We start from the raw sequence: 20,711 nt of genomic DNA on the forward strand, positions 1-20,711 counted from the left end.
CCCCTGCCAAACTCAAAAACGATGTGCCAGACGTTTGAAACGCAAGGCGGGAGCCTCCACCAGATGCCAGGAGGCATAACCAGCAACCAACGCCAGCATGAGCGCGGCCAGAAGGCTCCAGGCAAACGGCAAGTGTGGCCACGTCGCCTGCACTGCCTGCTGTATCGGGCATCCCAATACATAGATGCCATATGAAGGATCTCCTGCCCGGTGCAGCCAGGAAAAGACAGGGGCGCGCAAAGATCCAAGATAGACCAGAAGCGGGGGAAGCAGCAGCAGCCCCGCCGTATGCTGAAGCGTCAACCCGAAGAACAGCACGGCAGACAACGGCAGCAGTACCAGCACCATCACACCGCCGTGCTCAGCAAACCGCTGTTGCCACAAGGCAAGCAGGCTGCCGAAGGCAAAGTAGGCAGGATACTCAAACCAATGCCGCATTGACCCTGTCAGGTCCGCGTTTCTCATTGCCAAAAAGAAGGCCAGATAGGCCAGAAGCAAGGTACATGCCAATGGCCTCCAACGGAAAACCCCCAGGGCGCCAGCACCCACAAGGACGGCGTAGCACAACAGCTCCAAGGGAATCGTCCATAAGGGGCCATTCATCAGTCCTGCCAGTGGATTTGCAGGGAACACCCCAGGCATCACGACATAGGCCTTGACCAGCAAGAGATTGCGCCAATGCGCCAGCGTTTCCGGATGAATCAGGAATTCGCCCAGTGGCAACGACGTGAAGATGGGACCGAACAGAAATACGCCCAACAAGACGGCGACAAGCATGCCTGGCCAAAGTCGCAGCAGCCTCTTGAAAACGAATGCCAGAACCCGAGGATCGCGCAACCAGCTCAATGTGACAAGAAAGCCGCTGATGCTGAAAAAGGTCATCACGGCCACTCCGCCCACCATATCTGCGTGCAGCCACCCGGGAGGCTTGGTGCCCGTGATGTGGAAGTGATGGCTGAATATCACGGCAGACGCTGCTGCCATGCGCAACACATCGAAGCCATTGTGATGCGCAGGCCGCGCCGTGAGGCCAGGAGCACTCATCGCGAGCTCAGCTCTTGCCCAACAACAGCAAAATCTCGTTGTTGCGCAGCCACTCCTCGGGATAGCGCCCCACCAGCGCCTCGGGAATGGCCATGTCCACCTGGCGCCGCTCCTCACGCAACACCTCAAAGCCGGCCTGACGAGCGATATCGACCAGTTCGTCTGCCGTCAACCGGTTCAGCGCCTGATACTCCTTGAAGACAAAGCGCTTGTAGCCATCGACACCGAAATCGGCAAAGCCGAAGTCCACCTCGGCGGCGTCCAGCGGACCTTCATGCTTTTCGATGATGCTCCACAACTCCTCCTCCGACGCCAGCAAGTGGTGCCAGGGCACATCGTCGTAGCGGCGCAGGTGCGAGCCCCAGGGAGAATGAAACAAGGGCTCGATCTGCAGGAAGAACACGCCTCCCGGGCGCAGGCAGGCATACAGGTCGGACAGGATCGGCAGCACCTTGTCGCGCTGCACATGCTCGAAGGTGGACCAGCTGAGCAATCCGTCATAGTTCGCATGCCGGCCGGCCAATGGCGAATTCGGTTCGATGGTCTCGAAGCTCAGCGCAGCGGGAATACGCGACATGCCCAACTGCTCGCGTGCAATGCGCGGCAGCTTGGCGTACTCCTGGCGGATATCGATGCCATGGATGGAGGTTGCGCCATGGCGCAGCACCAAAGCCAGATCGGTGATGCCATCGCCGCAACCGAAATTCAGCAACCTGGCCTTGGACAAATCCAATGACTGTCCCAGCCAGTCATGGGCCAGATCCGCTGCATAGTTGAAATGCGCACGAAACCACTCATCGGTGATCTTGCCGGCATCCCATGGCGCCAGGCCCAACAGCCTCTCCTGCAAGCGCAACATCCAACTCATGCAATCGTCCTCTTTGTTCTATATACAGTCCTGCCAGCGCTTACAGCCGCTGCAGCACATAGGCATCCTGGTGGTTCCAGAAATGCACAAGTGATCGGTGACGCAGTGCATCGCCCCCCCAGGTTTCGGCAATGCGGTCCAGGACGAATCGCTCGGAAGTGAACGCCGTTCCATACTCATTGGCATCGATGGCATTCGACTCGCTTGACGGGGCAAAGAAAAATCCCTCGTCATCCAGCTTCACGCTGTCGAAATCTGCGGCCTTCATGCCGTGCGTGCTGAAAACCAGCAACCCGCCAGGAGCCACCGCATCGCGCAACACCTGCAGCCAGCGCGTCCAGGTCGAGCGCGGCAGATGGCTGAACAGCGAGAGCACGAACACCAGTTCGTACTGCTGCGGCCAGCGTACCTGCTCCGGCACGCTGGCCGACGCAAAGCCCTTCACGCCGAAGGTCTGCTGCGAAAAATCCACAGCATCGACCACGATGTCCGAGACCGTGACCCGTTCCGCCCCCAGCGCCTTGACCAGGTGCCGCGTAAAGCGGCCGTGACCACTCGCGAACTCCAGGACGCTGGCCGTGCGCAGCAAAGGCTTGTCCACAGCCTCCAGCAGCAGCATCAGCTCCGACAGCGTGCGCCAACCGTCGGCGAAGTAGTCGCGCAGGGGATTCAGGCTGGAAGGGTGGCCGCAGAAAAACCCGAAGATATCGTCCTGGGGCGAAATCCGGCACTCCAGCCCCATGATGTTGGAGAACGAGCCCACAAGGCCATGGGCCTCAATCAGTTCATGCGCCTGAAGCAGCGTATCGCGCTCGCTGCGGGCCCGCACCAGGACCTGGGCAGCACCTGCCAAGTCTCCTTGCACCAACAATTGCTGTGCCTCGAGCAACAGTCGCTGTCCTTCACTGGTTATCGCGGGGGAAGAATTCGTTGTATTCATCGGTATATCAAAAATTGCGAGAGATTGGCTTTGCCGCCGACCTCAGCTCACCAGGCGCCTCAACCCGGGAATCGAAAAAAGAGTCAGCGAGGTCAGGGCAGACAAGGCAAACACCACCAGCGTCAGTACTGGCCAGTATCCGCCTGCCTGCGGCAGGCCATAGCCCCAGCGCGCCAGCATGTCGATCCAGAATGGGTGGATGGCATAGATGCCCAGGGTCGCCTTGCCCAGGTGGTTGACCCAGGCTGGCACGGCTTGAGGCGGCAGGCGCAATGCCAGCAAAAACACCGAGAAAGTCAGCAGCATCGCAAAGGGGCTGCGGTTGCTGTAGAAAAGCACGAAGGCCCAATCCTTGAGCACCGAATAGGCCACCGCCACGCCAACCGCCATGCCCGCAACAGCCAGCACTACACCGGCCACAAGCTGCCAAGTGGCAACGCGCACCGGACGCCGCAGCAGATAGTAGCCACCCAGGAAATAGACAACAAACAAGGGAGCAAGGCCAATGAAGCTGGCATGCGATGTCTTTTGCAGTGTCTGCGCGATGGAGGCAAACCAGGTCATTCCTGCCGCCACCACCAAAAGGTGACGCCAGCCTGGCCCCTCCCCCACGCCCAGGACCGCGTAACGCATGGCTGGCATCATCAGATACAGGCCCAGCATCATGTACATGAACCACAGGTGGTACCAGGGGCTGCCCAGCACGACATCCTGCACGATACCGGGCCAGGTGATGCCGCCCCACATCCATTCACGCCAGGTGAAATAGAACACCGACCAGAACAGCAGCGCGGGCAGCAAGCGGGACAGTCGCTGGCCCACAAACCCCCAGGGATCACGCTCGGCGGGACGCGCCAGCAATACGGCGCCCCCGACCATCACGAACATCGAACTGCCAAAACGCCCTGCCGCATCGCCCACATTGGCCACCCACCAGCCCAGGCTGTGCGCATCCACATGGGAGACCCGCAGCACCGCCGTGTGCACCATGATCACGGCGAAGGATGCCAACACCTTGAGCAAGCTCAGACGCGGATCCACACCGCTTTTAGTGCCCCCCTTCGCAGCGCCCTCTGCCACCGCCGCCTGCGGCAATCCGTCCTGTGCCTGCGCCATGCTTCAACTCCAGTGATGGGGCAGGCGCACCAGCCCCGGCAGTGGCTTCGGAAAGATGAAGCGAAGGTGCAGAAACTGAAACCATTCATCGTAGACAGCCAATCCCGTCTCATCGAACAGGAAGGCACTGATCACATAGTCCCCGCTGTGCAAAGGCAGCTCGGGAAAGGTCAGCACCGTCTGCCAGGTTCCATCCGGCAGTTGACGCGGGAACGCATTGTCTTCGTGGGTGGCCAGCGAGGTGATTCCCACGCCTTTGGATTGCTCGATCATGAAGCCTATGTGGGGCCGCTCATTGCCACGTCCTCGCGCCGTGATGGTAACCACCAGATCCTGGCTCTGCAGCAGTCCAGGTTGGTCGCCCACGGGCTCCGCAAGGTCCTTCACATCCACCGACAGGATGCAGGCCGTGCCGCTGTCCACCGCAGCCACGGGGCTTGCAGGAGGCGCCGTGGCCTCGCGTGCCTTTTCCTCCTCATGGCCCGGCACCCGCGGCACGACCGCGCCCTCCAGTGCCAGCTGCTCACGCTCCTGGCGTTCGCGGGTATGCAGATCGTAGGCGGCCAGCACCGGCTCGGTATCGCCGAACTGTGCCACCTGCCCACCGCGCAGCCACAGCGCAGCATCACAGAGATGGCGAATGTGATATGGACTGTGGGAGCAGAACAGGATGGTGCAGCCGCTGTTGCGGAATGCCATGATGCGCTCTATGCACTTCTTCTGGAAATGCTGGTCGCCCACGGCAAGAGCCTCGTCGATGATCAGCACATCCGGCTGCACCGCCGTCACCAACGCAAACGCCAACCGAACGGTCATGCCTGACGAATAGGTCTTGACCGGGCGCTCCATCGCCTCGCCCAGCTCTGCAAAGGCAGCAATCTCAGGCTCCAGCTCGCGCATGCGTTCGGGACTGATGCCGATCAGGCTGCCGCCGAAATACAGATTGTCCCGGCCGCTGAAATCAGGATGGAAGCCCGCGCCCAACTCAAGGATGGCCGTCACCCGGCCCACCCGCTCGATCGTTCCGCAACTGGGCTGCAAGGTGCCTGCCAGCAGCTTCAGCAGCGAGCTCTTGCCCGCACCGTTATCGCCGATCACGCCAATGCACTGGCCACGGTGCAGTTCGAACGACACATCACGCAGCGCCCAATGGCTGCGGTGCGTGGCAGCGCCCGTCAGCAGCGCCCTGAACCGTGCACGCGGCGACGGGTACAGCTTGTATTCCTTGCCCAGGTCACGCACGCGCAGGACCAGATCTTCGGGCAGCTCGACATGCTTGGCGTTCATAGCCAGTCCACCAATTGATCGCGGCTGCGCCGCACCAGGCCGTTGAGCAGCACGGCCAGCACCAAAAGCCATGCAACAAGCGCCACCCACACGGAGGCCTGCGGCCACAATCCCTGAAGCAACACGTTCTGGTAACCCAGCACCAGCGCCGTCATGGGGTTGGCCCAGAGCACCCAGCGCCACCGCTCAGGAAACAAGGCCAAGGGAAACAGAATGGGCGACAGATAAATCCCCACCGACAAAAGGAAGGTCACCAGCTGGCCTACGTCACGCAGTGCCGCCGTCAGGATGGCCAGTGCATAGGCCAGCAGTGCGCACAGCAGCAATTGACCCAGCAACAGCGGCACCAAGGCCAGCATCGATGTGTTCAATCCGTGCTGCGGCAGATAGGCCAAAGCCACCAACACGAGCAGCGGCCCGAAGATCACGCTGCTGGCCAAGACGGCCCGCAGGGGGAAGAGCACAGGTGGCAAAGGATTCTTCTGCAGGATGCCGCCCGCCTCGACAAGACTGTTCATGCCGCGCGACGTGGCGTCGCAGAATGCCATCCAGGGCAAGGCGCCCACTACCAGAAACGCACCCACGGCATGCGTAGGCGCGTTGTCCCCCAGGCGCATGGAGAACACCACATCAAACACAAGATAGTAGGCAGCCACCGTGAGCAGCGGCTGCAGATAGGGCCAGAGCACGCCAGCGGCCGTGCCTGCGTGGCGAGCCGCCACCTCGCGCCGGGTCATCACCCACAGCAGGCTGCGGGCCTGCCACAGCGCGCGGCATTCGCCGAGTAAAGAGTACATGCGTTGTAAAGCAAAAAGCGCCGCGCCCCAGAAACGGTGGCGCAGCACTTCATTCATGCCAAACCTGCGATTTTCGCGCATTACACACGCCATGTGTCAGTGCGACATGGACGGCTTGCGCAAAGATTGTCAGTTTTTGCAGCTTGACCTCTAAGGCAAGCAACGTGCAGCAAGGTCCAGACCGGTATCTGGACCTTGCTGATCCCATCTGCTCAAGCCGCTAGGCGGCCCTGCGCAGCAAACAGGTCAGGGCTTTTTGACGCCTTCGCTGAAGGCGCGAATCGCATCCGCATTCAACTTGCCCTGGCTGCGCAGCTTTTCGGCTTCCAGGTCAATCGCTTCCTGTACCGCCTTGTTGCGCACCTCAGTCAGCAACTGTTCCCGCACTTCGGCATAAGGCTGTACACCGGCCGGGCGACGCGCTTCCAGGCGCAGGATGTGGTAGCCAAATTTGGTCTTCACCAGATCGCTCAGCGCGCCGGGCTTGTCGAGCGCGAAGGCGGCCTGATCGAACTCGGGCACCATGCGGCCGCTTTCGAAGTAGCCCAGATCGCCTCCCTTGGCAGCACTGCCCTTGTCGTCCGAATTGGTCTTGGCCAGCTCGGCGAAATCAGCGCCCGCCTTGAGCTGGGTCAGAAGTTCTTCGGCCTTGGCCTTGGCTTCCGGGGTGTCGCCAGCCACCAGGATGTGGCGCACCTGGACCTGCTCAAACTGCTCGAAGCGGACGGGCTTGGCGTTGTACACATTGCGGGCCTGTGCTTCGGCCAACTGGTCCGAAAGGCGATGCTTGGTCTGCATGTGCTGCAGCCATGCATCCGACAACACCTTGTCGCGTGCCAGGCGCAAGGCGGCCTGCACATCGGCCTGCTTGGCAAATTCCATGTTCTGCGCCTCGTCAGCCAGGGCGCGGCGCACATACAGGTTGGAGACGACCTGCTCCACCTTCTTCGGATCACTGAGCACCTGGTTGCGCAGCATCTCGGGCATGCGCTGTGCGTCGGCATTCACATCGGCGGCGGTGATCCGGGCAGGACCGTCCATCAGTGCCGCAGCTTGATCAGCCTGGGCCGTAGCGCCCAGCAGATAGCCAGCAGCAAGGGCCAGCGCCACGGAGTTGCGTGACAGGGAAGAAAAAGCAGTCTTGGTCAATTGCATGTTGCGTCGGATGTCATCGATACAAATAAAAAAAGCGGGACTTGCGTCCCGCTTTTTTAGAGTGCCACTTAGTTCCTAAGTTGCCTGCTTACGCAAACAATCTATTAGGGAGCCACAGGGGCGGTCGAGCGGTGGGGCCAGGTGATGCCGTAGGTGCCCGAGAAGCCAGCGCCAGCGCTGGGGTTGGTCAGCTTCTGGAAAGAAGCGCCCAGGATAGGCAGACCGTTGCCACCGTTGTTCACGTTGGCGTTGGCCCAGCCGCGCATGAAGGCGGAAGCACCGGTGTCTTGACGGGCAACCGAAGCACCCAGCACGGAGTTGCCGGTGTCGGCGAAGCTCAGCACGCTGGTTTCGCCGCAGAAGCGAACTTGAGCGACTTGACCGGGCGACAGAACGGCACCGTCTTCACGGAACTGTTCTTCACGGCCGTAGAAGGACTGGCCGTCGGCGGTCACGCAGATGCGAGCGTCGCCAGTAGCAGCGGTCACTTCGGTGTTGCCGTCGTGGAAGAAGGCCGTGGTGCCAGCACCCAGGATGTTAGCCGTGAACACGCGGGCAGCGGGCGTGGTGCCTGCGCCGTTGTAGTTCAGTGCCACGCTGTAGCGACGGGTGGGCATGGAGAACACCCAGTCGGTCTTGCCGGAGATGCTGGTGTCGTTGGCGTACTGGTTGATCACGCTACCCACAGCCAGCTGTTGCGACAGGGCCTGGGCTTGATCCAGAGGAGCCGTAGTCGAAGGTGCAACGAAGTAAGGCGTGGACATGTCGGGCAGGTCGTATTGGCCTGCGCGGATCACGGGGTTCGTGAACGTGCCACCGGACACAGCACCAGCAGCATCCTTAGCCAGACCGACGTCAACCGTACGGAACAGCGGGTCAGCCGTGGCATTGTTGGCCACAGCAGCCGTCACAGCGGTAGCGCGCTGGGGGAACAGCACGAAGTTGCCGCGAGCGGCCACGGGCGTAGCGCCAGCGGTCACAGCGGTCAGAGCCGTAGCGGCGCCCGAGAAGGTCGTCGTTTGCGGCACGTTCATGATGTACCAGTCACCCATCAGACCGGTGGTCGGAGTAGCCAGGCCAACGCGTGCAGCATTCGCTTCAGCAGCGGCGCCGTCATAGTCCGTGGTCAGCACAGCGGGGTTCAGCACGGTGCTGTCGCAAGCAGCCACGCCAGCAGCGTTGTGCTTGATCGTCTTGTACAGGTTCGACTGCGTGTTGTTGCCGTTGTAGACAGCAGCGCTCGGGATGTCAGCCATGTTGAAGATTTCAACATAACCTTCACGCGAACCGGAAGCCAGGGCGTCAGCCGACAGCTTGGGGTTCAGGCGGGCAGTGGTGCCGTTGAAGAAGCCGACTGCGTTAGCAGCCTTTGCGCCATCGGGAGTGGCTTGCAGAGGAGCAGAGTTCAGGCGGGGCAGCGTGCAGGTGTTGTCCGAGCTGACCAGTTGCAGAACGCCATTGGCGCCTTGCGTCACGGCAGCAGTGAACACGTCTTGGGGCGACAGGAAGACTTGGAAGTCCATCAGGTCGTCAGAGTTGGCGGCGCCGCGGAAACGCACCTTGACGGCCTTGCCGTTTTGGGTGTCGGTGTTCACCAGGTGCAGAACGGTCATGTTGCCGTTCTGCGCGCTGAAGTAAGGCACCACCAGGTTGTGGCCCGTGCCGCCTTCGCTCAGCTGGAAGCCAGCCGCGTTGGTAGCGCCCAGGGTCGTTGCCGTAGGAGTGGCAGTGCCTTGGATGATACCGGCCGAAGCCACGCCTGCAAAGCCCAGGCCACCAACCATGGCAGCAATGCTCAGGGCCAGAACATTTTTCTTCATAAGAACTATCTCCAGTAAAAAAGATAAGGTAGTTGCAACCACCACGATTGATCGCCGAGGAATCGTAGCACAGCCGGTTACGCCGCCATATGGCTTTCTGGGGGCTTGCAAGCGCTGCTTTGCGAAAAAAACAACACTTGTCCGACATGCACTACCGCAGGGACGGCGAATTATCCCTTCAATCTACCACTTCACACAATGGCGCCTGAACTTATTCCAGGAACAGCCACCACTGGCCATCTTCGACCACCCAGGCTTCGGTGATACTGATGGGTACATCCACGCCAGGCATGGTGGGTACTATGGTCGTGAAGTTGCGGCGTACCACGCAGCGCTCGGGCACGCAGGTGGTAGACAGCAGCTCACCGCCCTTGAGCACGGTGGCTGCCCCGTTTTCCAGACGGAAGCGCTCCTTGTTCTTGAGCGCGCGGTAGGTAGGGGTCAGATAGGTGTAAGCCTTGTCCACATCGCCGCTCTGCCGTGCCTTGAGGTAGGCCGCCGAGCGGGCGTTCACGATGTCCTCGGGCGTCTTTCCGCCATCGCCCATGGTGGCGCAGCCTGCCAGCAGCGCGGCGCAGGCCACCCCCACACCCCAGGTCAGCCAAGGGGAGCGCCGTGATGGCGACAGATTGATGATCTTGTTGCTCATATGGTTTTTTTCCTCTACAAAAGAAGTTTCGAGGCGAGTAGGGTTCGAACGTTCCGCCATGCCAGCAAGTTCAGCGCGAGGCGGGCGCCAGAGGACCCACTTCTACAGAGGCCTTGGATGGCGCAGGGAAGGACTCGTCGGACGCTGCGCGCCCCGAGGATGGTGATTTGAGCAGCGGAGCCAGGGAACGCATCTGCTCGCGCAGGTCGTCGCTGACCTCGCGCACGTCGATGTCGGTACGCACCACGCGCGGGGTGATGATGACGATGAGTTCGGTACGGGCGCCGGAGTTGTTGGTGGTACCAAAAAGATTGCCGACAACAGGCAAGTCATACAGATAGGGAATGCCGGCACGGCCCGTACTGGAATTCTCCTGTATCAGGCCACCCATGACGATGGACTCGCCCGACCGAACCGCCACACGGCTTGAAATCTGACGTTGCAAGAACGCCCGCTGCTGCGTAATGTCATCCTTACCGCCCACGTCGGTCACTGACTGATTGACTGTCATGGTGACCAGATTACCCGCATTGACCGAGGGAACGACTTGCAGGCTCACCCCGGTATCCTTGTATGCATAGTTACTGATGGGCGTTCCCGAAGTACCAACCACCGCGGTGCCGGCTTGATAGGGTTGCTGCGCCCCAACGGTGATTGCAGCCATATGGTTGTCAAGCACCATCAAGGTAGGGCTGGCCACCACCTTGACCTGCGTCTTATTTGCCAAGGCCGTAAGCACGGCCTTGATATTGCCAAGTGAGTTCTTGAGCGTGTAATTGAAGCCAGCGCCCTGAGCAACGGCACCCAACAACCCCGTCCCACCCAGCGCGCCGGTCGTCGTATCCATGTTCGAGGCGCCAACGGTACCGGTAGTTGATGCGCCCAGCAAACCTCCAGCGCCGCTGTACCCCTTGTTGCCCACATCGCCAGTGAAGGCCCACTGCAGGCCATACTGCAGCGAGTCATTGAGCGTTACTTCCACGATGCTGGCCTCGATCAGCACCTGTGTCGGCGGCAGATCCAGCTTCTTGAGCGAGGCCTCGATGCGTTCAAACTCTGCCGGCGTACCCCAGACCAGCACGGAATTGTTGAGCTCATCCGCCATGACGCGCACGCTGCCCAGATTGGCGCTGACCATGCCTTGACCCGTTCCCGCCTGATTGCCAACCCCGGATGTCGTGGAACCGAAGCGTTGCCCGGAGTTCGATCCAAAGCCACTATTGCCAAAACCGCCACTTCCGAAGCCGCCACCTCCGAAACCACTGCCTCCGAAGCCGCTACTCCCGAAGCCGCCTCCTCCGAAACCACTGCTTCCGAAACCGCTATTGCCAAAACCGCTATTGCCAAAACCGCTGTTACCAAAGCTGTTGTTCCCGAAAGCCGAGGTCCCTGAAGTCGAGGTTCCCAACCCGGGAGCCACACCGCTGTTGGCCGTACTGCCGCCCGCAGAGCCACCGAAGATGCCGGCCAGCACGCCGGCCAGATGCTTGGCATTGCCGTTCTGCACGCGATAGATGTTCAGTTGCGGCTGCGAGCCTCCGGAGCCCGGCTGGTCCAGCTTGGCCAGCCAGCGCCGCGCCTCGTCCAGATAGGCCGCCCGGGGCGTGATGACGATCACGCTGTTGAGACGCTCGATGGGGATGATGCGCAGCGCGCCGAACATGGGGTTGCCCTCGCTCAGCGATGTCACCGCGCCTGCGCTGGCCGCCGCAGCTGCGCCAACGGCCGCACCCGGCCGGACTGATCCACCGACAGCGCCGGGCGCCCCAGGAACTGCGGCACCGCCAGCGCCTCCACCATTCATGACCTGCAGCGCCGCACTGACTTCCTGGATGGAGACATATTTGAGGGGAAAGACGCCTACGGACATACCTTCAAGCAGGTTCACGTCGAAAGTCCGCACCATGTCCAGCCAGCCTTCGGCCTGCGCCCGCGAACCCGCCATCACCAGCAGGTTGCGGATGTTGTCCACGCGCACGATGGCATCGCCAGGCACCATGGGCCGCAGGATGGCGGCCATCTCGTTGGCACCGATGTACTGCAGCGGCACGATGATGGTTCCGTATCCTGGTGCCAGCGGCTTGTCGGTCGTGGCCTGGCGCACGGTGGCACCTATGCTCTTTAGTGCATCGACCCGGCCCACATGGTAGGTGCCGCGCGCATCGCGCACCATGGCCATGCCATTGGCCTGCAGAGCAGTCTCCAGCAGGTTGAGGATCTGGTCCGCCGGAATGGCACTGCGCGTGCTGAGCGTGATGTTGCCCGTGATCGGCGGATGCAACACATAGTCGAGCGACAGGATGTCGCCCAGCACCGTGCGCACTACCTGGGACAGTGGCGCGTCCTCGAAGTTGAGCTTGGAGGGCTTGCCAGCCACCGGAGGAAATGCCTTGGCATCGCCCAGCAACTTGCCCGTCCCGGACAGGATGCGTGGCTTGGCGCCATCAGCATCGTCCGAAGTTTTTTTGCCCTGCGATGCGCCATCGGCATCCTCTCCTTCGGGCAGAAAGACATAGTCCCGTTGAACGGTATCGTCACGGAAATGGCTCACGAAGTTGTTCTTGGCCGGCTGGGCACAGGCCAGCAGCAACTGGCACACGGCGAGTGCCAATGCGGTTCGGATAGGTCGATTAGGCAGTTGCATAGATTCTCTTGACTGGTTCTTGAGGTTGCGGCGGCTCTCAACGGACAATGCCGCCACCCAACGAAGCGCCTTCTTCCTGAGGCGCTGGCCCGGTGTTCTGAGGCTGATCCGCCTCACGTTGCTGCCCGGCGTAAGCCCCGCCCCTGGGCATCTGTGCCACTGAAGCGGGGGGCGACGGCACACGTACGCTTGCGGGAATGGCCGGTCCTTTGTCCATTGCGGCCCGCGTCATTGGCAGCCTGCGCTTGCGGCCGCCACGTTCCAGTTCGATTTCACGGTCCAGCACGCGAGACAGCGTCCAGCCGCCAAGGCTTTGGCTGAGCATGAAGCGCTGTTCCTTGCCTGCGTACTGGACGATGGCGCCCGTGACGGCTCCATCAAACAGGCCCAGCACCTTGGCCTTGGACCATTGGTCCTGCTCGACCGGTTCTTCGTCCGACTTTTTGGGAGGCGGTGGGGGGGGGGGAGGAGGACGGCGGCTGAGCGCGAACAAAGGCCGTTCCTGCATCTGGAGCATCAACTGATCCTCCTGGCGTGTTCCAGGTTCCGGGGTCTCGGGCTGCTTTGGCAGCAATGCCTGAACGTCCGCCTTGATGGCTTCAGGCGGCTGCCAGCGGCTGTTCTTGATCTCCATCTGCGGCGTGAGCCAGGCCATCGCCAGGGCACCGCACAGCAATACCTGGGTGGCTCCTACGCCCCATCCCAGCCAGTTGATCTGATTCACGGCGTCTTGCTCCGGAGAATGCTGAAGGTAAATTGCGCACTCAACCTGGGCGCCACTCGGGGGTTGGCATTTTGCAGGCTGCCCGGCAGGTTGACCTCCAGGTCGTCGAGCCAGACCGTGGGACTGATGTCGCGCAGGGACAGCAGTGCCATTTGGATCGAGGGCCAGTCGCCCTCCGTGGACATCACAACATCAATGCGCTCATAGTTGCCGTCTTCAGGATTGGGGCGCACCTGGCTGCTGACGATGGCCAGGCCCGCACGGTCCAGCACCGTACGCAGGCGCTGCTGCACCGCGTTACCGGTCTGGGTAGCGTCACTCTCGCCTGGATAGACATGCTTGGCCTTGGTCTCGGCCAGGCTTTCCAATGCCTGCTGAATTTCCTCTTCCTGCTGCTGCAGACCCAGCAACCGCGCATGGCGTGGCTCCACGACATCCAGTTGGCTCTGTCCCCAGTTGTGCTTGGCATGGACCCAGAGCCCGCCCACAACCAGAGGGAGCAACAATGCCAGGGCAGGCAGCGACAGGATTGCCAGTTGGCGCCAGGGCAGTCTTGGCTTCTCGGCCATTACGCACCCTCCTTCGCCGGCACGGAGGGCGTACCCGTTGCTTCAGACTCATCCTTGGCCTCGTCCATGGCGTGCACACCGAGCACGGCTGGATCCAGCGTGGCTTCGAGCGTAAAGCTCTCTTTGCTGGTTCGCGAGGACCGTGTCACGGCGCTGGGCAAACGCACATCGCGCAATCCAGGCTCCTTGGAGAGCAGGCGCACCGCTTCGGAGGTGTCATCACTCAGGCCCTGCACCGTGAGCTTGTCTCCCTTGAACTGCACGCGTTGAACGGCTGTGTCATCAGGCAACACCCGCGTCAGTAGCGCCATTACACGCAGATGGTCGATCTGCTGATTCCTGCGATCCATCAGGGCGGAAACGCTTTCCGCTTCAGCCACCAAGGCCTGCCGCTTGGTCACCACATCCCGGGTAGCCTGGGTCAGCCGGGCAAATTGGGCGTTAGCATCCTCGGCACGCAAATAAAGCTGTGCGGTAGGCGTGGCGGCCAGGGCTGCAGCCAGTGCCGCCACGACCAATACGCCAGTCAGTAGCCAGATGCGTTGTCGCGCCTCACGGGCCAGACGGCGCTGCTCGCCAAACCCGGTGATCATGATGGTCTGCGTCACGGCATCTGCCCAGACCTCGGGCGCCATGCCGGCCGGCAGGCGGTATCCCTGCTCCTTCAGAGCCCCTTCCACCTGATCGCGAGATGTGATCACCACATCGACCAGCCGGACTGAAGATGCCCCCCCTGGGGAACGCGCAGCATAGGCCCAAAGGGTCTGCTCTTCAGTGAAGGGCGACATCATCTGCACATCGAGCTGTACAGCCCCATGCAGCGCCTTGGGAGACATGGCAGGCAGGCGAAGCGTGCGTACCAGCACCTGCTCGGACGGCAGCAAGACGGCAGCATAGTCAGGCGATGCGGTGGTCCCGCCATTGGCCCGCTGCACCCACTCGAGACGATCTCCCCTGACCCACGCCATACCATCAGGCCGGGACTCCCAGCCTGCCACCTTCACGGGGAACCGCGGCATAAAACGCCGCATCCAGGGCAGGTGTGCCAGTTGCTGCCATGCCTCGCGCAATTGGCCACCCAGCGTACTCAGGTCGATGCCGAACAGTTTTGCGTCGGAACTCAGCAGCGGCATGGACTACCCCCTCCACTCTCACGTTGAGCCATCTTGAAATTCTTCCTTTCTTGGCACTTGAAGCGCTACAAGCGCCCTTTCCAGGTCTGGGAGGCAGCAAGCACAGTCCAGGGCAAACGCCCGGGCCCCATTCCGCCCGGCACGTCCACCTGCCGCGTGATCAATGCCTCCCCCGCGCCGTCAAACGGCACCTTGGCAATGAGGGTGTAGCGCGAACCGGTTACGCCCTGCTGGGAGCCCGCGCCCCCTTCCAACCAAGGCTTGAGCCCTTCCGGAGCGGCCCCGGGGTTCACAACGCCACGCCCGTCCGAATCCGCAACAATGAAGTCACGAATGCTGGCAAAAATCCCATAGGTCATGCCCGGCACCTGCAGCAAATCTTCAGGTGCGTCCCAGGCAGGGCGCAGCGGCTGGCGATTGTCTACACCAATGCGCGACTGCACAATGGCCTGGGCCAATGCTTCGGCGGCACCCCCACCGAGACCGGCCGCCTTGGACAGCAACAACGCCAGCAAAGCAGGCGGCGCGTCGTTGATGTTCACCAAACCGCTCCAAGGGACAAGGGCAACCTCTATTATCCCTTTTGCCGTCGGCACCGGGATTACGGCGTACTCACGGAACTCCGTCGGTTTGAGAGCGATCCGCTGCAGAAGCTGGTAGATGGCGGCTTCGCCCAGCGCCCGCCCCTCGGCCATTTGGCGGGTCACGCCTATGAGCGAAGCCTCACTGCGCACCACGCGCCCCAAGCTGCTCGCGAAGATGGCCAAGGCAGCCACGATCCAGAGCACCAGCACCAGGGCCATGCCACGCTGCATAACAGAACGACGCATGAACGTAATTGAGCGGCCTTTCACCAGACGGAGCCTCCGCCCAAAGTGGCTCGAACAGTGCTTGCGGGATTCGAACCTGCAGGCGTGTTCATCGCGATGATCATCAACGGCCACGCCCCAGAAGCCGACTGCAACTCGATCTGCACGGCAGATGGCAGTTCCTTTTCGTTGTCCTTCTCGGGCCCCCATTGCGGCTGCCAATGTGCCACGCCCAGCTTGGCGTTCTGGTAACGCAAGGCAAAAGCCGTGACACCGCGATCAATCACATAGGACTGGCTTTGCCCCCAGTTGGGCATGACATCGGGCCCCTGCCAAGGCGTGAAGCGCAGCATCAGCGCATCGCCTTCGACGGAGAGCTGGAAATGGGTGCGGCCGCCCATGCCGAAGCGCGCAGGCATGATGCCCAGCCAGCGCATGCCTTGCGGGCCGCCTTCGAAGAACAATTCGCTCTCGCCCTGCTTGCGCAAACCGGCTTGGCGCCGCACGGCGGACACCTGCCCCAGGACTGAACGAAGAAAACCAATCGAGACACGTTGATGGTCCATGCGGTCCAGCCGCGCATCCACACGCTCCTGCGTCTGCGAGACCGTGGACATGGCCGACGCCAGCCCGAGCATGAGCAGGGACAGAAGGGCCATGACCACCAGCAGCTCCACCAGCGTGAAGCCCTTTTGCCTGCCCGAAGATGGAGCGCGCCCAGTCATCGCGTCACCTCGCCTTGCTGCAAAGGGCGCTGCGGGCGCAGGGTCTCGAAGACCCAACTGCGGTTTTCAACGGAGATCGTGATGCGCAAGGCATGCAGGGGAACCGCGGTTTCGGGCAGGCCGCCCACGGAGAAAGGCGCGGAAGCCACCTGCCAGGCGTAGACACCATCCTGCCCTGAGGCCTGGGTGCCACCAGGATCGACCATGGGAAAGGCGTCCATCAGCGAATCGGCCAGCAGGGCCACTCCCTGGTTCTGCTCCAGTTTGGAAACACCGCGCGCGGAACCACCAACGGCCCGATAAATGAGCGCCAGCGAGATAGCCATGATGGACAGCGCCACCAACAGCTCCAGCAAGGTCATGCCCCGCACCCTGGGGCGGGAAGCGGCGCGCCGACGCATTACAGAGCCTCTTTGGTGACTTGGCCGGACAGCCAGTCCACACGCAGACGCACGCCACCGCCGCTTTGCGCGCGGGCGAGCGAAATGCTGCCCCCCGTGGCGCCGCCTTCGGGCAGAAAGACGATGGTCTGGCTGCCATCGGCCAGCGCCATGCCGGCTGCCGTGGTCAGTTGCACCGTCAGGCTGTCGGGCAACTTGGCCGTGGCCTGTCCGGCGATGCCGTACTGCCTGCTATTCGTATTGACAGCGAATGCCACAGGCATGCCCTGCAGCGTGGCCTGCTGGCGCGCCTTGCGCAGCAGGGACGTCACGTCCTGCACCGTCTGCCGATAGTCCACGGCATCGCGCAGCTTGCCCATGGCAGGCGGCACGATGCCGATGATGGCGCCAAGAATGGCGAACACCACCAGCAGCTCGATCAGCGTGAAACCCTGGGCGCGCTTCAAGACTCATCCTTGGCAAAACGGTGCGGCAACGGTGGCTACAGCAGTGTTCAAGAGCACCTTACTTGGTGTTGCGCACGTCGGCTGCTTCACCTTCGCCGCCCGGGGCACCGTCAGCACCCAGCGAGAGGATTTCGAGGTCGCCATTGGCAGCCGGGTAGGTGTAGCGGTAAGGGTTGTTCCAGGGATCATTGGGCACGCCGCCCTTGAGGTAGGGGCCCGCCCAGCCGGCAACGCCGGCAGGCTGCTTGACCAGCGCGTCCAGGCCCTGCTGCGAGGTGGGATAGCGGCCCACGTCGAGCTTGTACAGCTCCAGCGCCTTTTCGATGTCGGCGATCTGCACGCCGGCCGTCTTGGTCTTTGCTCCACCCAACTGGTTCAGCACCTTGGGGCCGACCAGGCCGGCCAGCAGGGTCAGGATGGCCAGCACGACCAGCAGTTCGATCAGCGTGAAGCCACGCTTGCGGGCGCGGGAGGACAGTTGCTTTTGCATGCGCATCATCTTCTACATACCTTTCAGTCAATTCAGATTCATCAGACGGCCAGATCGTTGACGGACAGGATTCCGAGCAGGATCGACACGATGATGGAGGCGATAAGGATACCGAGGACCAGGATCAGCGCCGGCTCCAGCATGGTCAGGAGGCGTTTGATCGCGTTTTCGACCTCGCGGTTCAATATGTTGGACAGCTCCAGCATCATGTCGCCCAGGCGGCCGGTTTCCTCGCCGACCCGCACCAGATTCAGGGCCAGGGGCTCGAATTCTCCGGTTTTCTGGGCGGCATGGGCCATGCGATGGCCTTCCTTGACCATGGGACCCATTTTTTCCAGGCGCTCGCGGATGGCAACGTTGGAGACCGTGTCGCTGGCAATGCGCAGTGCGGTCAGCAGCGTGACGCCGTTGCCCAGCAGCGTGCCCAGCGAGCGGCTGAACAGGGTCAGCTGGTACTTGCGCACCACGCCACCCAGGCCCGGCAGGCCCAGCAGCCACGATTGCCAGGTCTGGCGGCCCTTGGGACTCTTGGCCCAGCGGGCGAAGACCCAGCCCAGCGCGCCCAGCACGATGAACACCGCCCAGCCGTAGCTGCGAAACGCATGGCCCAGCCCCATCACGAACTGCGTGGGAAGGGGCAGCGCGTCACCCATGTCGTTGAAAAGCTGCTCGAACTGCGGCACCACGAAGCCCAGCATGGCCACCAGGGACAGCACAGCCACGCCCAGCAGGATGGCAGGATAGATGGTGGCCGAGACCACGCTGTCGCGCAGGGCACGCTGGCGCGCCATGTGTTCCACCAGCCGGTTGAGCACGCCCGACATCTGGCCGCTGGCCTCGCCCGAGCGCACCATGTTGATATAGAAGTCGCCGAACAGGTCGTGGTGCTTGCCCAGTGCCTGGCTCAGCGGCATGCCGGCCTTGACGCTGTCGAGCACGGACTGGAGCATGGCCTGCATCTGCACCTTGTGGCTCATCTCGACCAGGACCTTGAGCGCGTTGTCCAGCGACAGGCCGGCACGCATCATGATGGCCAGCTCGGTGGTCATGCCCTGGATGTCGTCGGCCTTGATGCGGCCTTTCTTGAGCGCACGCGCCGCCAGCGGCACGTTGCCCAGGCTTGCGGCTTCCTCGACCTTGATGGGCGACAGGCGGCTCTTGCGCAGGTGCACCACCACCTCGGCCACGGCTGCGGCGGAATAGGTGCCCTTGACCATTTGACCGCGGCTGTCCACGGCCTCCCAGCTGTAATCAGGCATCGCTCTGGTCCTGGGTCACGCGCAGCACTTCGTCCAGCGTGGTGACGCCCGAGGCCACCTTGCGCAGGCCGTCGTCGTAGAGGCTCAGCATGCCGCTCTTGGCCGCCATGGCATGCAGGGCGTTGGCGTCCTGGCCTTCGATGATGGCGCGGCGCAGCGGCTCGTCGATGACCATGAGTTCATGGATGCCGGTACGGCCCTTGTAGCCCGTGCCCCGGCAATGCTCGCAGCCGACGGCGCGGTAGATGGGCGAGCCTTCGCGCAGAAAACGCTTGAGGCCGCTGCCCTCGACGGCGGCGGCCGGCAGCGTGTCAGGCTGCTTGCAGTGCGAGCACAGCGTGCGCACCAGGCGCTGGGCGAGCACGCCGTTGACCGAGGACGTGATCAGGTAGCTCTCCACCCCCATGTCGCGCATGCGGGTGACGGCGCCTGCGGCCGTGTTGGTGTGCAGCGTGGACAGCACCAGGTGGCCTGTCAGCGCGGACTGCACGGCGATCTGCGCGGTTTCTCCGTCACGCATTTCGCCGATCATGATGATGTCCGGGTCCTGGCGCAGGATGGAGCGCAGGGCGTTGGCAAAGGTGAGGTCGATCTGCGGATGGACCTGGATCTGGTTGATGCCGTCGAGCTGGTACTCGACCGGGTCCTCGACGGTGATGATCTTGTTGGAAACCGCGTCGATCTTGGACAGGGCCGCGTACAGCGTGGTGGTCTTGCCCGAGCCCGTGGGCCCAGTGACCAGCACGATGCCGTGCGGCTTGGCCAGCAAGGTGTTGAAGCGCTCCAGCGTATCGACCTCGAAGCCCATGCTTTCCAGGCGCAGGCGCACGTTGGCGCGGTCCAGCACCCGCATGACGATGCTCTCGCCATGCACCGTGGGTGCGGTGGAGACACGCAGGTCCAGTTCGCGGCCCTTGGCGCGGGTCTTGATGCGGCCGTCCTGCGGCAGGCGCCGCTCGGCAATGTCCAGATGGGCCAGCAGCTTGACGCGCGAGCCCACGGCCGCGCTCAGCCGGGGCGGCACGAGTTCGGCCGCATGGATCACGCCGTCCATGCGGTAGCGCACCTGCAGGCCGGCCTCGAAGGGCTCAAGATGGATGTCGGAGGCGTGCAGCTCGATGGCGCGGGAAATGATGCCCGTGACCAGGCGGATGACCGGCGCCTCGCTGGCTAGGTCCTTCAGATGCTCGACGAAGTCGCCACCCGTGGCGTCCGACCCCCAGTCCTGGCCTTCTTCGCCTTCGGATTCCTGGCCGGCTTCGGACAGGGCCTTGCGGATATCGGCTTCCAACGCCAGCACGGGCTTGATCTGCAACCCGGTGGCAAGGCGCAGCGCCTTGGTGATAAAGGGGTCCTGCGGCACGGACATGGCCACTTCGAGCACGCCGTCCTGCAGCGAAATGGGGCAGACGCACTGCGCATCCAGAAAGCTGGCCAGCAGGCCCGGCACATCGGGCAGCAGGTCGGGAAACTCTTCCGCGCGCAGCCAGCGCATGTGCAGCTGTTCGGACAGCGCCTGGGCCACGTCGGTTTCCGCCACCACGCCCAGCTGGACCAGCACCTGGCCCAGGTAGCCGCCCAATTCCTGCTGCGCCTGCAGGGCGTTTTGCAGATCGCGCTCGTTCAGCTTGCCGGCGGAAAGCAGGCGTTCGCCCAGCCGCCCCTTGATCGGGGCTTCGACACCGGCAATCGGTTCCATGACGTGATTGGTGGAAGACATTGCCGCGGATTATCCACTGTCGCCGCATCCCCCGCGAAAGGCTCCGGATGCGGGGTCCACGGCCGCCCCCGCACCCGGCACCAGCGCTGTCATCAACTGTTACGCAACGGATACA

Annotated in this window: 20 protein-coding genes; all 20 read right to left on the minus strand. The window is 62.6% G+C overall.

Annotation, left to right across the window (positions count from 1 at the left end; translation table 11 throughout):
* Positions 1–12: 12 nt before the first annotated feature.
* Positions 13–1,044 (minus strand): acyltransferase, encoded by a 1,032-nt coding sequence (locus tag JHD82_RS16155; RefSeq protein ID WP_199137414.1) that lies wholly within the window; start codon positions 1,042–1,044, stop codon positions 13–15.
* Positions 1,045–1,051: 7 nt separating this feature from the next.
* Positions 1,052–1,912 carry a bifunctional 2-polyprenyl-6-hydroxyphenol methylase/3-demethylubiquinol 3-O-methyltransferase UbiG gene (locus JHD82_RS16160; RefSeq protein WP_199137416.1) on the minus strand — a complete coding sequence of 287 codons (861 nt, stop codon included), beginning with the start codon at positions 1,910–1,912 and terminating at the stop codon, positions 1,052–1,054.
* Between the two features lie 40 nt (positions 1,913–1,952).
* On the minus strand, positions 1,953–2,852 hold the full coding sequence (locus tag JHD82_RS16165; RefSeq protein ID WP_199137418.1) for a bifunctional 2-polyprenyl-6-hydroxyphenol methylase/3-demethylubiquinol 3-O-methyltransferase UbiG: 900 nt from the start codon (positions 2,850–2,852) through the stop codon (positions 1,953–1,955).
* 42 nt (positions 2,853–2,894) lie between these two features.
* Positions 2,895–3,968, minus strand: coding sequence for an acyltransferase (locus tag JHD82_RS16170; RefSeq protein WP_199137419.1), 1,074 nt, complete (start codon positions 3,966–3,968; stop codon positions 2,895–2,897).
* A gap of 3 nt (positions 3,969–3,971) precedes the next feature.
* Positions 3,972–5,255, minus strand: coding sequence for an ABC transporter ATP-binding protein (locus JHD82_RS16175; RefSeq protein WP_199137421.1), 1,284 nt, complete (start codon positions 5,253–5,255; stop codon positions 3,972–3,974).
* Positions 5,252–6,052 (minus strand): ABC transporter permease, encoded by an 801-nt coding sequence (locus tag JHD82_RS16180; protein WP_199137465.1) that lies wholly within the window; start codon positions 6,050–6,052, stop codon positions 5,252–5,254. The genes JHD82_RS16175 and JHD82_RS16180 overlap by 4 nt, the downstream gene beginning before the upstream one ends.
* 246 nt (positions 6,053–6,298) lie before the next feature.
* Positions 6,299–7,162, minus strand: a complete 864-nt coding sequence (locus JHD82_RS16185) for a peptidylprolyl isomerase (RefSeq protein WP_307838103.1) — start codon at positions 7,160–7,162, stop codon at positions 6,299–6,301.
* Positions 7,163–7,311: 149 nt separating this feature from the next.
* On the minus strand, positions 7,312–9,027 hold the full coding sequence (locus JHD82_RS16190; RefSeq protein WP_199137440.1) for a cell surface protein: 1,716 nt from the start codon (positions 9,025–9,027) through the stop codon (positions 7,312–7,314).
* 211 nt (positions 9,028–9,238) lie between these two features.
* Positions 9,239–9,676: a hypothetical protein gene (locus JHD82_RS16195; protein ID WP_199137442.1), complete on the minus strand. Its 438-nt coding sequence runs from the start codon at positions 9,674–9,676 to the stop codon at positions 9,239–9,241.
* 70 nt (positions 9,677–9,746) lie between these two features.
* Positions 9,747–12,320: a type II secretion system secretin GspD gene (gene gspD / locus JHD82_RS16200; protein ID WP_199137450.1), complete on the minus strand. Its 2,574-nt coding sequence runs from the start codon at positions 12,318–12,320 to the stop codon at positions 9,747–9,749.
* A gap of 37 nt (positions 12,321–12,357) precedes the next feature.
* Positions 12,358–13,044, minus strand: a complete 687-nt coding sequence (locus tag JHD82_RS16205; RefSeq protein WP_199137452.1) for a hypothetical protein — start codon at positions 13,042–13,044, stop codon at positions 12,358–12,360.
* A complete protein-coding gene (gene gspM, locus JHD82_RS16210) occupies positions 13,041–13,613 on the minus strand; it encodes a type II secretion system protein GspM (protein ID WP_097203741.1) in 573 nt (190 codons plus the stop codon). The genes JHD82_RS16205 and gspM overlap by 4 nt, the downstream gene beginning before the upstream one ends.
* Complete coding sequence (locus JHD82_RS16215; protein WP_199137454.1) at positions 13,613–14,746, minus strand: PilN domain-containing protein; 1,134 nt, start codon at positions 14,744–14,746, stop codon at positions 13,613–13,615. The genes gspM and JHD82_RS16215 overlap by 1 nt, the downstream gene beginning before the upstream one ends.
* Before the next feature lie 65 nt (positions 14,747–14,811).
* Positions 14,812–15,549 carry a general secretion pathway protein GspK gene (locus JHD82_RS16220; RefSeq protein ID WP_233174762.1) on the minus strand — a complete coding sequence of 246 codons (738 nt, stop codon included), beginning with the start codon at positions 15,547–15,549 and terminating at the stop codon, positions 14,812–14,814.
* 47 nt (positions 15,550–15,596) lie between these two features.
* A complete protein-coding gene (locus JHD82_RS16225; RefSeq protein ID WP_199137458.1) occupies positions 15,597–16,280 on the minus strand; it encodes a prepilin-type N-terminal cleavage/methylation domain-containing protein in 684 nt (227 codons plus the stop codon).
* A complete protein-coding gene (locus tag JHD82_RS16230) occupies positions 16,277–16,681 on the minus strand; it encodes a type II secretion system protein (protein ID WP_012203233.1) in 405 nt (134 codons plus the stop codon). Before JHD82_RS16230 ends, JHD82_RS16225 begins: the two co-directional genes overlap by 4 nt.
* Positions 16,681–17,127 (minus strand): GspH/FimT family pseudopilin, encoded by a 447-nt coding sequence (locus JHD82_RS16235; RefSeq protein WP_199137460.1) that lies wholly within the window; start codon positions 17,125–17,127, stop codon positions 16,681–16,683. Before JHD82_RS16235 ends, JHD82_RS16230 begins: the two co-directional genes overlap by 1 nt.
* Positions 17,128–17,185: 58 nt before the next feature.
* Complete coding sequence (gene gspG / locus JHD82_RS16240) at positions 17,186–17,626, minus strand: type II secretion system major pseudopilin GspG (RefSeq protein ID WP_016446465.1); 441 nt, start codon at positions 17,624–17,626, stop codon at positions 17,186–17,188.
* Between the two features lie 32 nt (positions 17,627–17,658).
* On the minus strand, positions 17,659–18,876 hold the full coding sequence (locus tag JHD82_RS16245; protein WP_199137461.1) for a type II secretion system F family protein: 1,218 nt from the start codon (positions 18,874–18,876) through the stop codon (positions 17,659–17,661).
* Entirely contained in the window at positions 18,869–20,575 is a 1,707-nt protein-coding gene (gspE, locus tag JHD82_RS16250) for a type II secretion system ATPase GspE (protein WP_199137463.1), read from the minus strand. Before gspE ends, JHD82_RS16245 begins: the two co-directional genes overlap by 8 nt.
* Positions 20,576–20,711: the final 136 nt, after the last annotated feature.

This window comes from Delftia sp. ASV31 (assembly GCF_016428765.1).
In the GTDB taxonomy this organism is placed as follows: domain Bacteria; phylum Pseudomonadota; class Gammaproteobacteria; order Burkholderiales; family Burkholderiaceae_C; genus Comamonas; species Comamonas acidovorans.

Bases quoted from the DNA above. Each gene is read 5' to 3' on its own strand.
- JHD82_RS16180 (WP_199137465.1), bottom strand. From the start codon at position 6,052: ATGTACTCTTTACTCGGCGAATGCCGCGCGCTGTGGCAGGCCCGCAGC.
- JHD82_RS16175 (WP_199137421.1), bottom strand. From the start codon at position 5,255: ATGAACGCCAAGCATGTCGAGCTGCCCGAAGATCTGGTCCTGCGCGTG.
- JHD82_RS16155 (WP_199137414.1), bottom strand. From the start codon at position 1,044: ATGAGTGCTCCTGGCCTCACGGCGCGGCCTGCGCATCACAATGGCTTC.
- JHD82_RS16215 (WP_199137454.1), bottom strand. From the start codon at position 14,746: ATGCCGCTGCTGAGTTCCGACGCAAAACTGTTCGGCATCGACCTGAGT.
- JHD82_RS16245 (WP_199137461.1), bottom strand. From the start codon at position 18,876: ATGCCTGATTACAGCTGGGAGGCCGTGGACAGCCGCGGTCAAATGGTC.
- JHD82_RS16195 (WP_199137442.1), bottom strand. From the start codon at position 9,676: ATGAGCAACAAGATCATCAATCTGTCGCCATCACGGCGCTCCCCTTGG.
- JHD82_RS16190 (WP_199137440.1), bottom strand. From the start codon at position 9,027: ATGAAGAAAAATGTTCTGGCCCTGAGCATTGCTGCCATGGTTGGTGGC.
- JHD82_RS16160 (WP_199137416.1), bottom strand. From the start codon at position 1,912: ATGAGTTGGATGTTGCGCTTGCAGGAGAGGCTGTTGGGCCTGGCGCCA.
- JHD82_RS16225 (WP_199137458.1), bottom strand. From the start codon at position 16,280: ATGACTGGGCGCGCTCCATCTTCGGGCAGGCAAAAGGGCTTCACGCTG.
- JHD82_RS16165 (WP_199137418.1), bottom strand. From the start codon at position 2,852: ATGAATACAACGAATTCTTCCCCCGCGATAACCAGTGAAGGACAGCGA.
- JHD82_RS16230 (WP_012203233.1), bottom strand. From the start codon at position 16,681: ATGCGTCGGCGCGCCGCTTCCCGCCCCAGGGTGCGGGGCATGACCTTG.
- JHD82_RS16170 (WP_199137419.1), bottom strand. From the start codon at position 3,968: ATGGCGCAGGCACAGGACGGATTGCCGCAGGCGGCGGTGGCAGAGGGC.
- gspE (WP_199137463.1), bottom strand. From the start codon at position 20,575: ATGGAACCGATTGCCGGTGTCGAAGCCCCGATCAAGGGGCGGCTGGGC.
- gspD (WP_199137450.1), bottom strand. From the start codon at position 12,320: ATGCAACTGCCTAATCGACCTATCCGAACCGCATTGGCACTCGCCGTG.
- JHD82_RS16220 (WP_233174762.1), bottom strand. From the start codon at position 15,549: ATGGCCCTGGTGCTGGTGCTCTGGATCGTGGCTGCCTTGGCCATCTTC.
- gspM (WP_097203741.1), bottom strand. From the start codon at position 13,613: ATGGCCGAGAAGCCAAGACTGCCCTGGCGCCAACTGGCAATCCTGTCG.
- gspG (WP_016446465.1), bottom strand. From the start codon at position 17,626: ATGATGCGCATGCAAAAGCAACTGTCCTCCCGCGCCCGCAAGCGTGGC.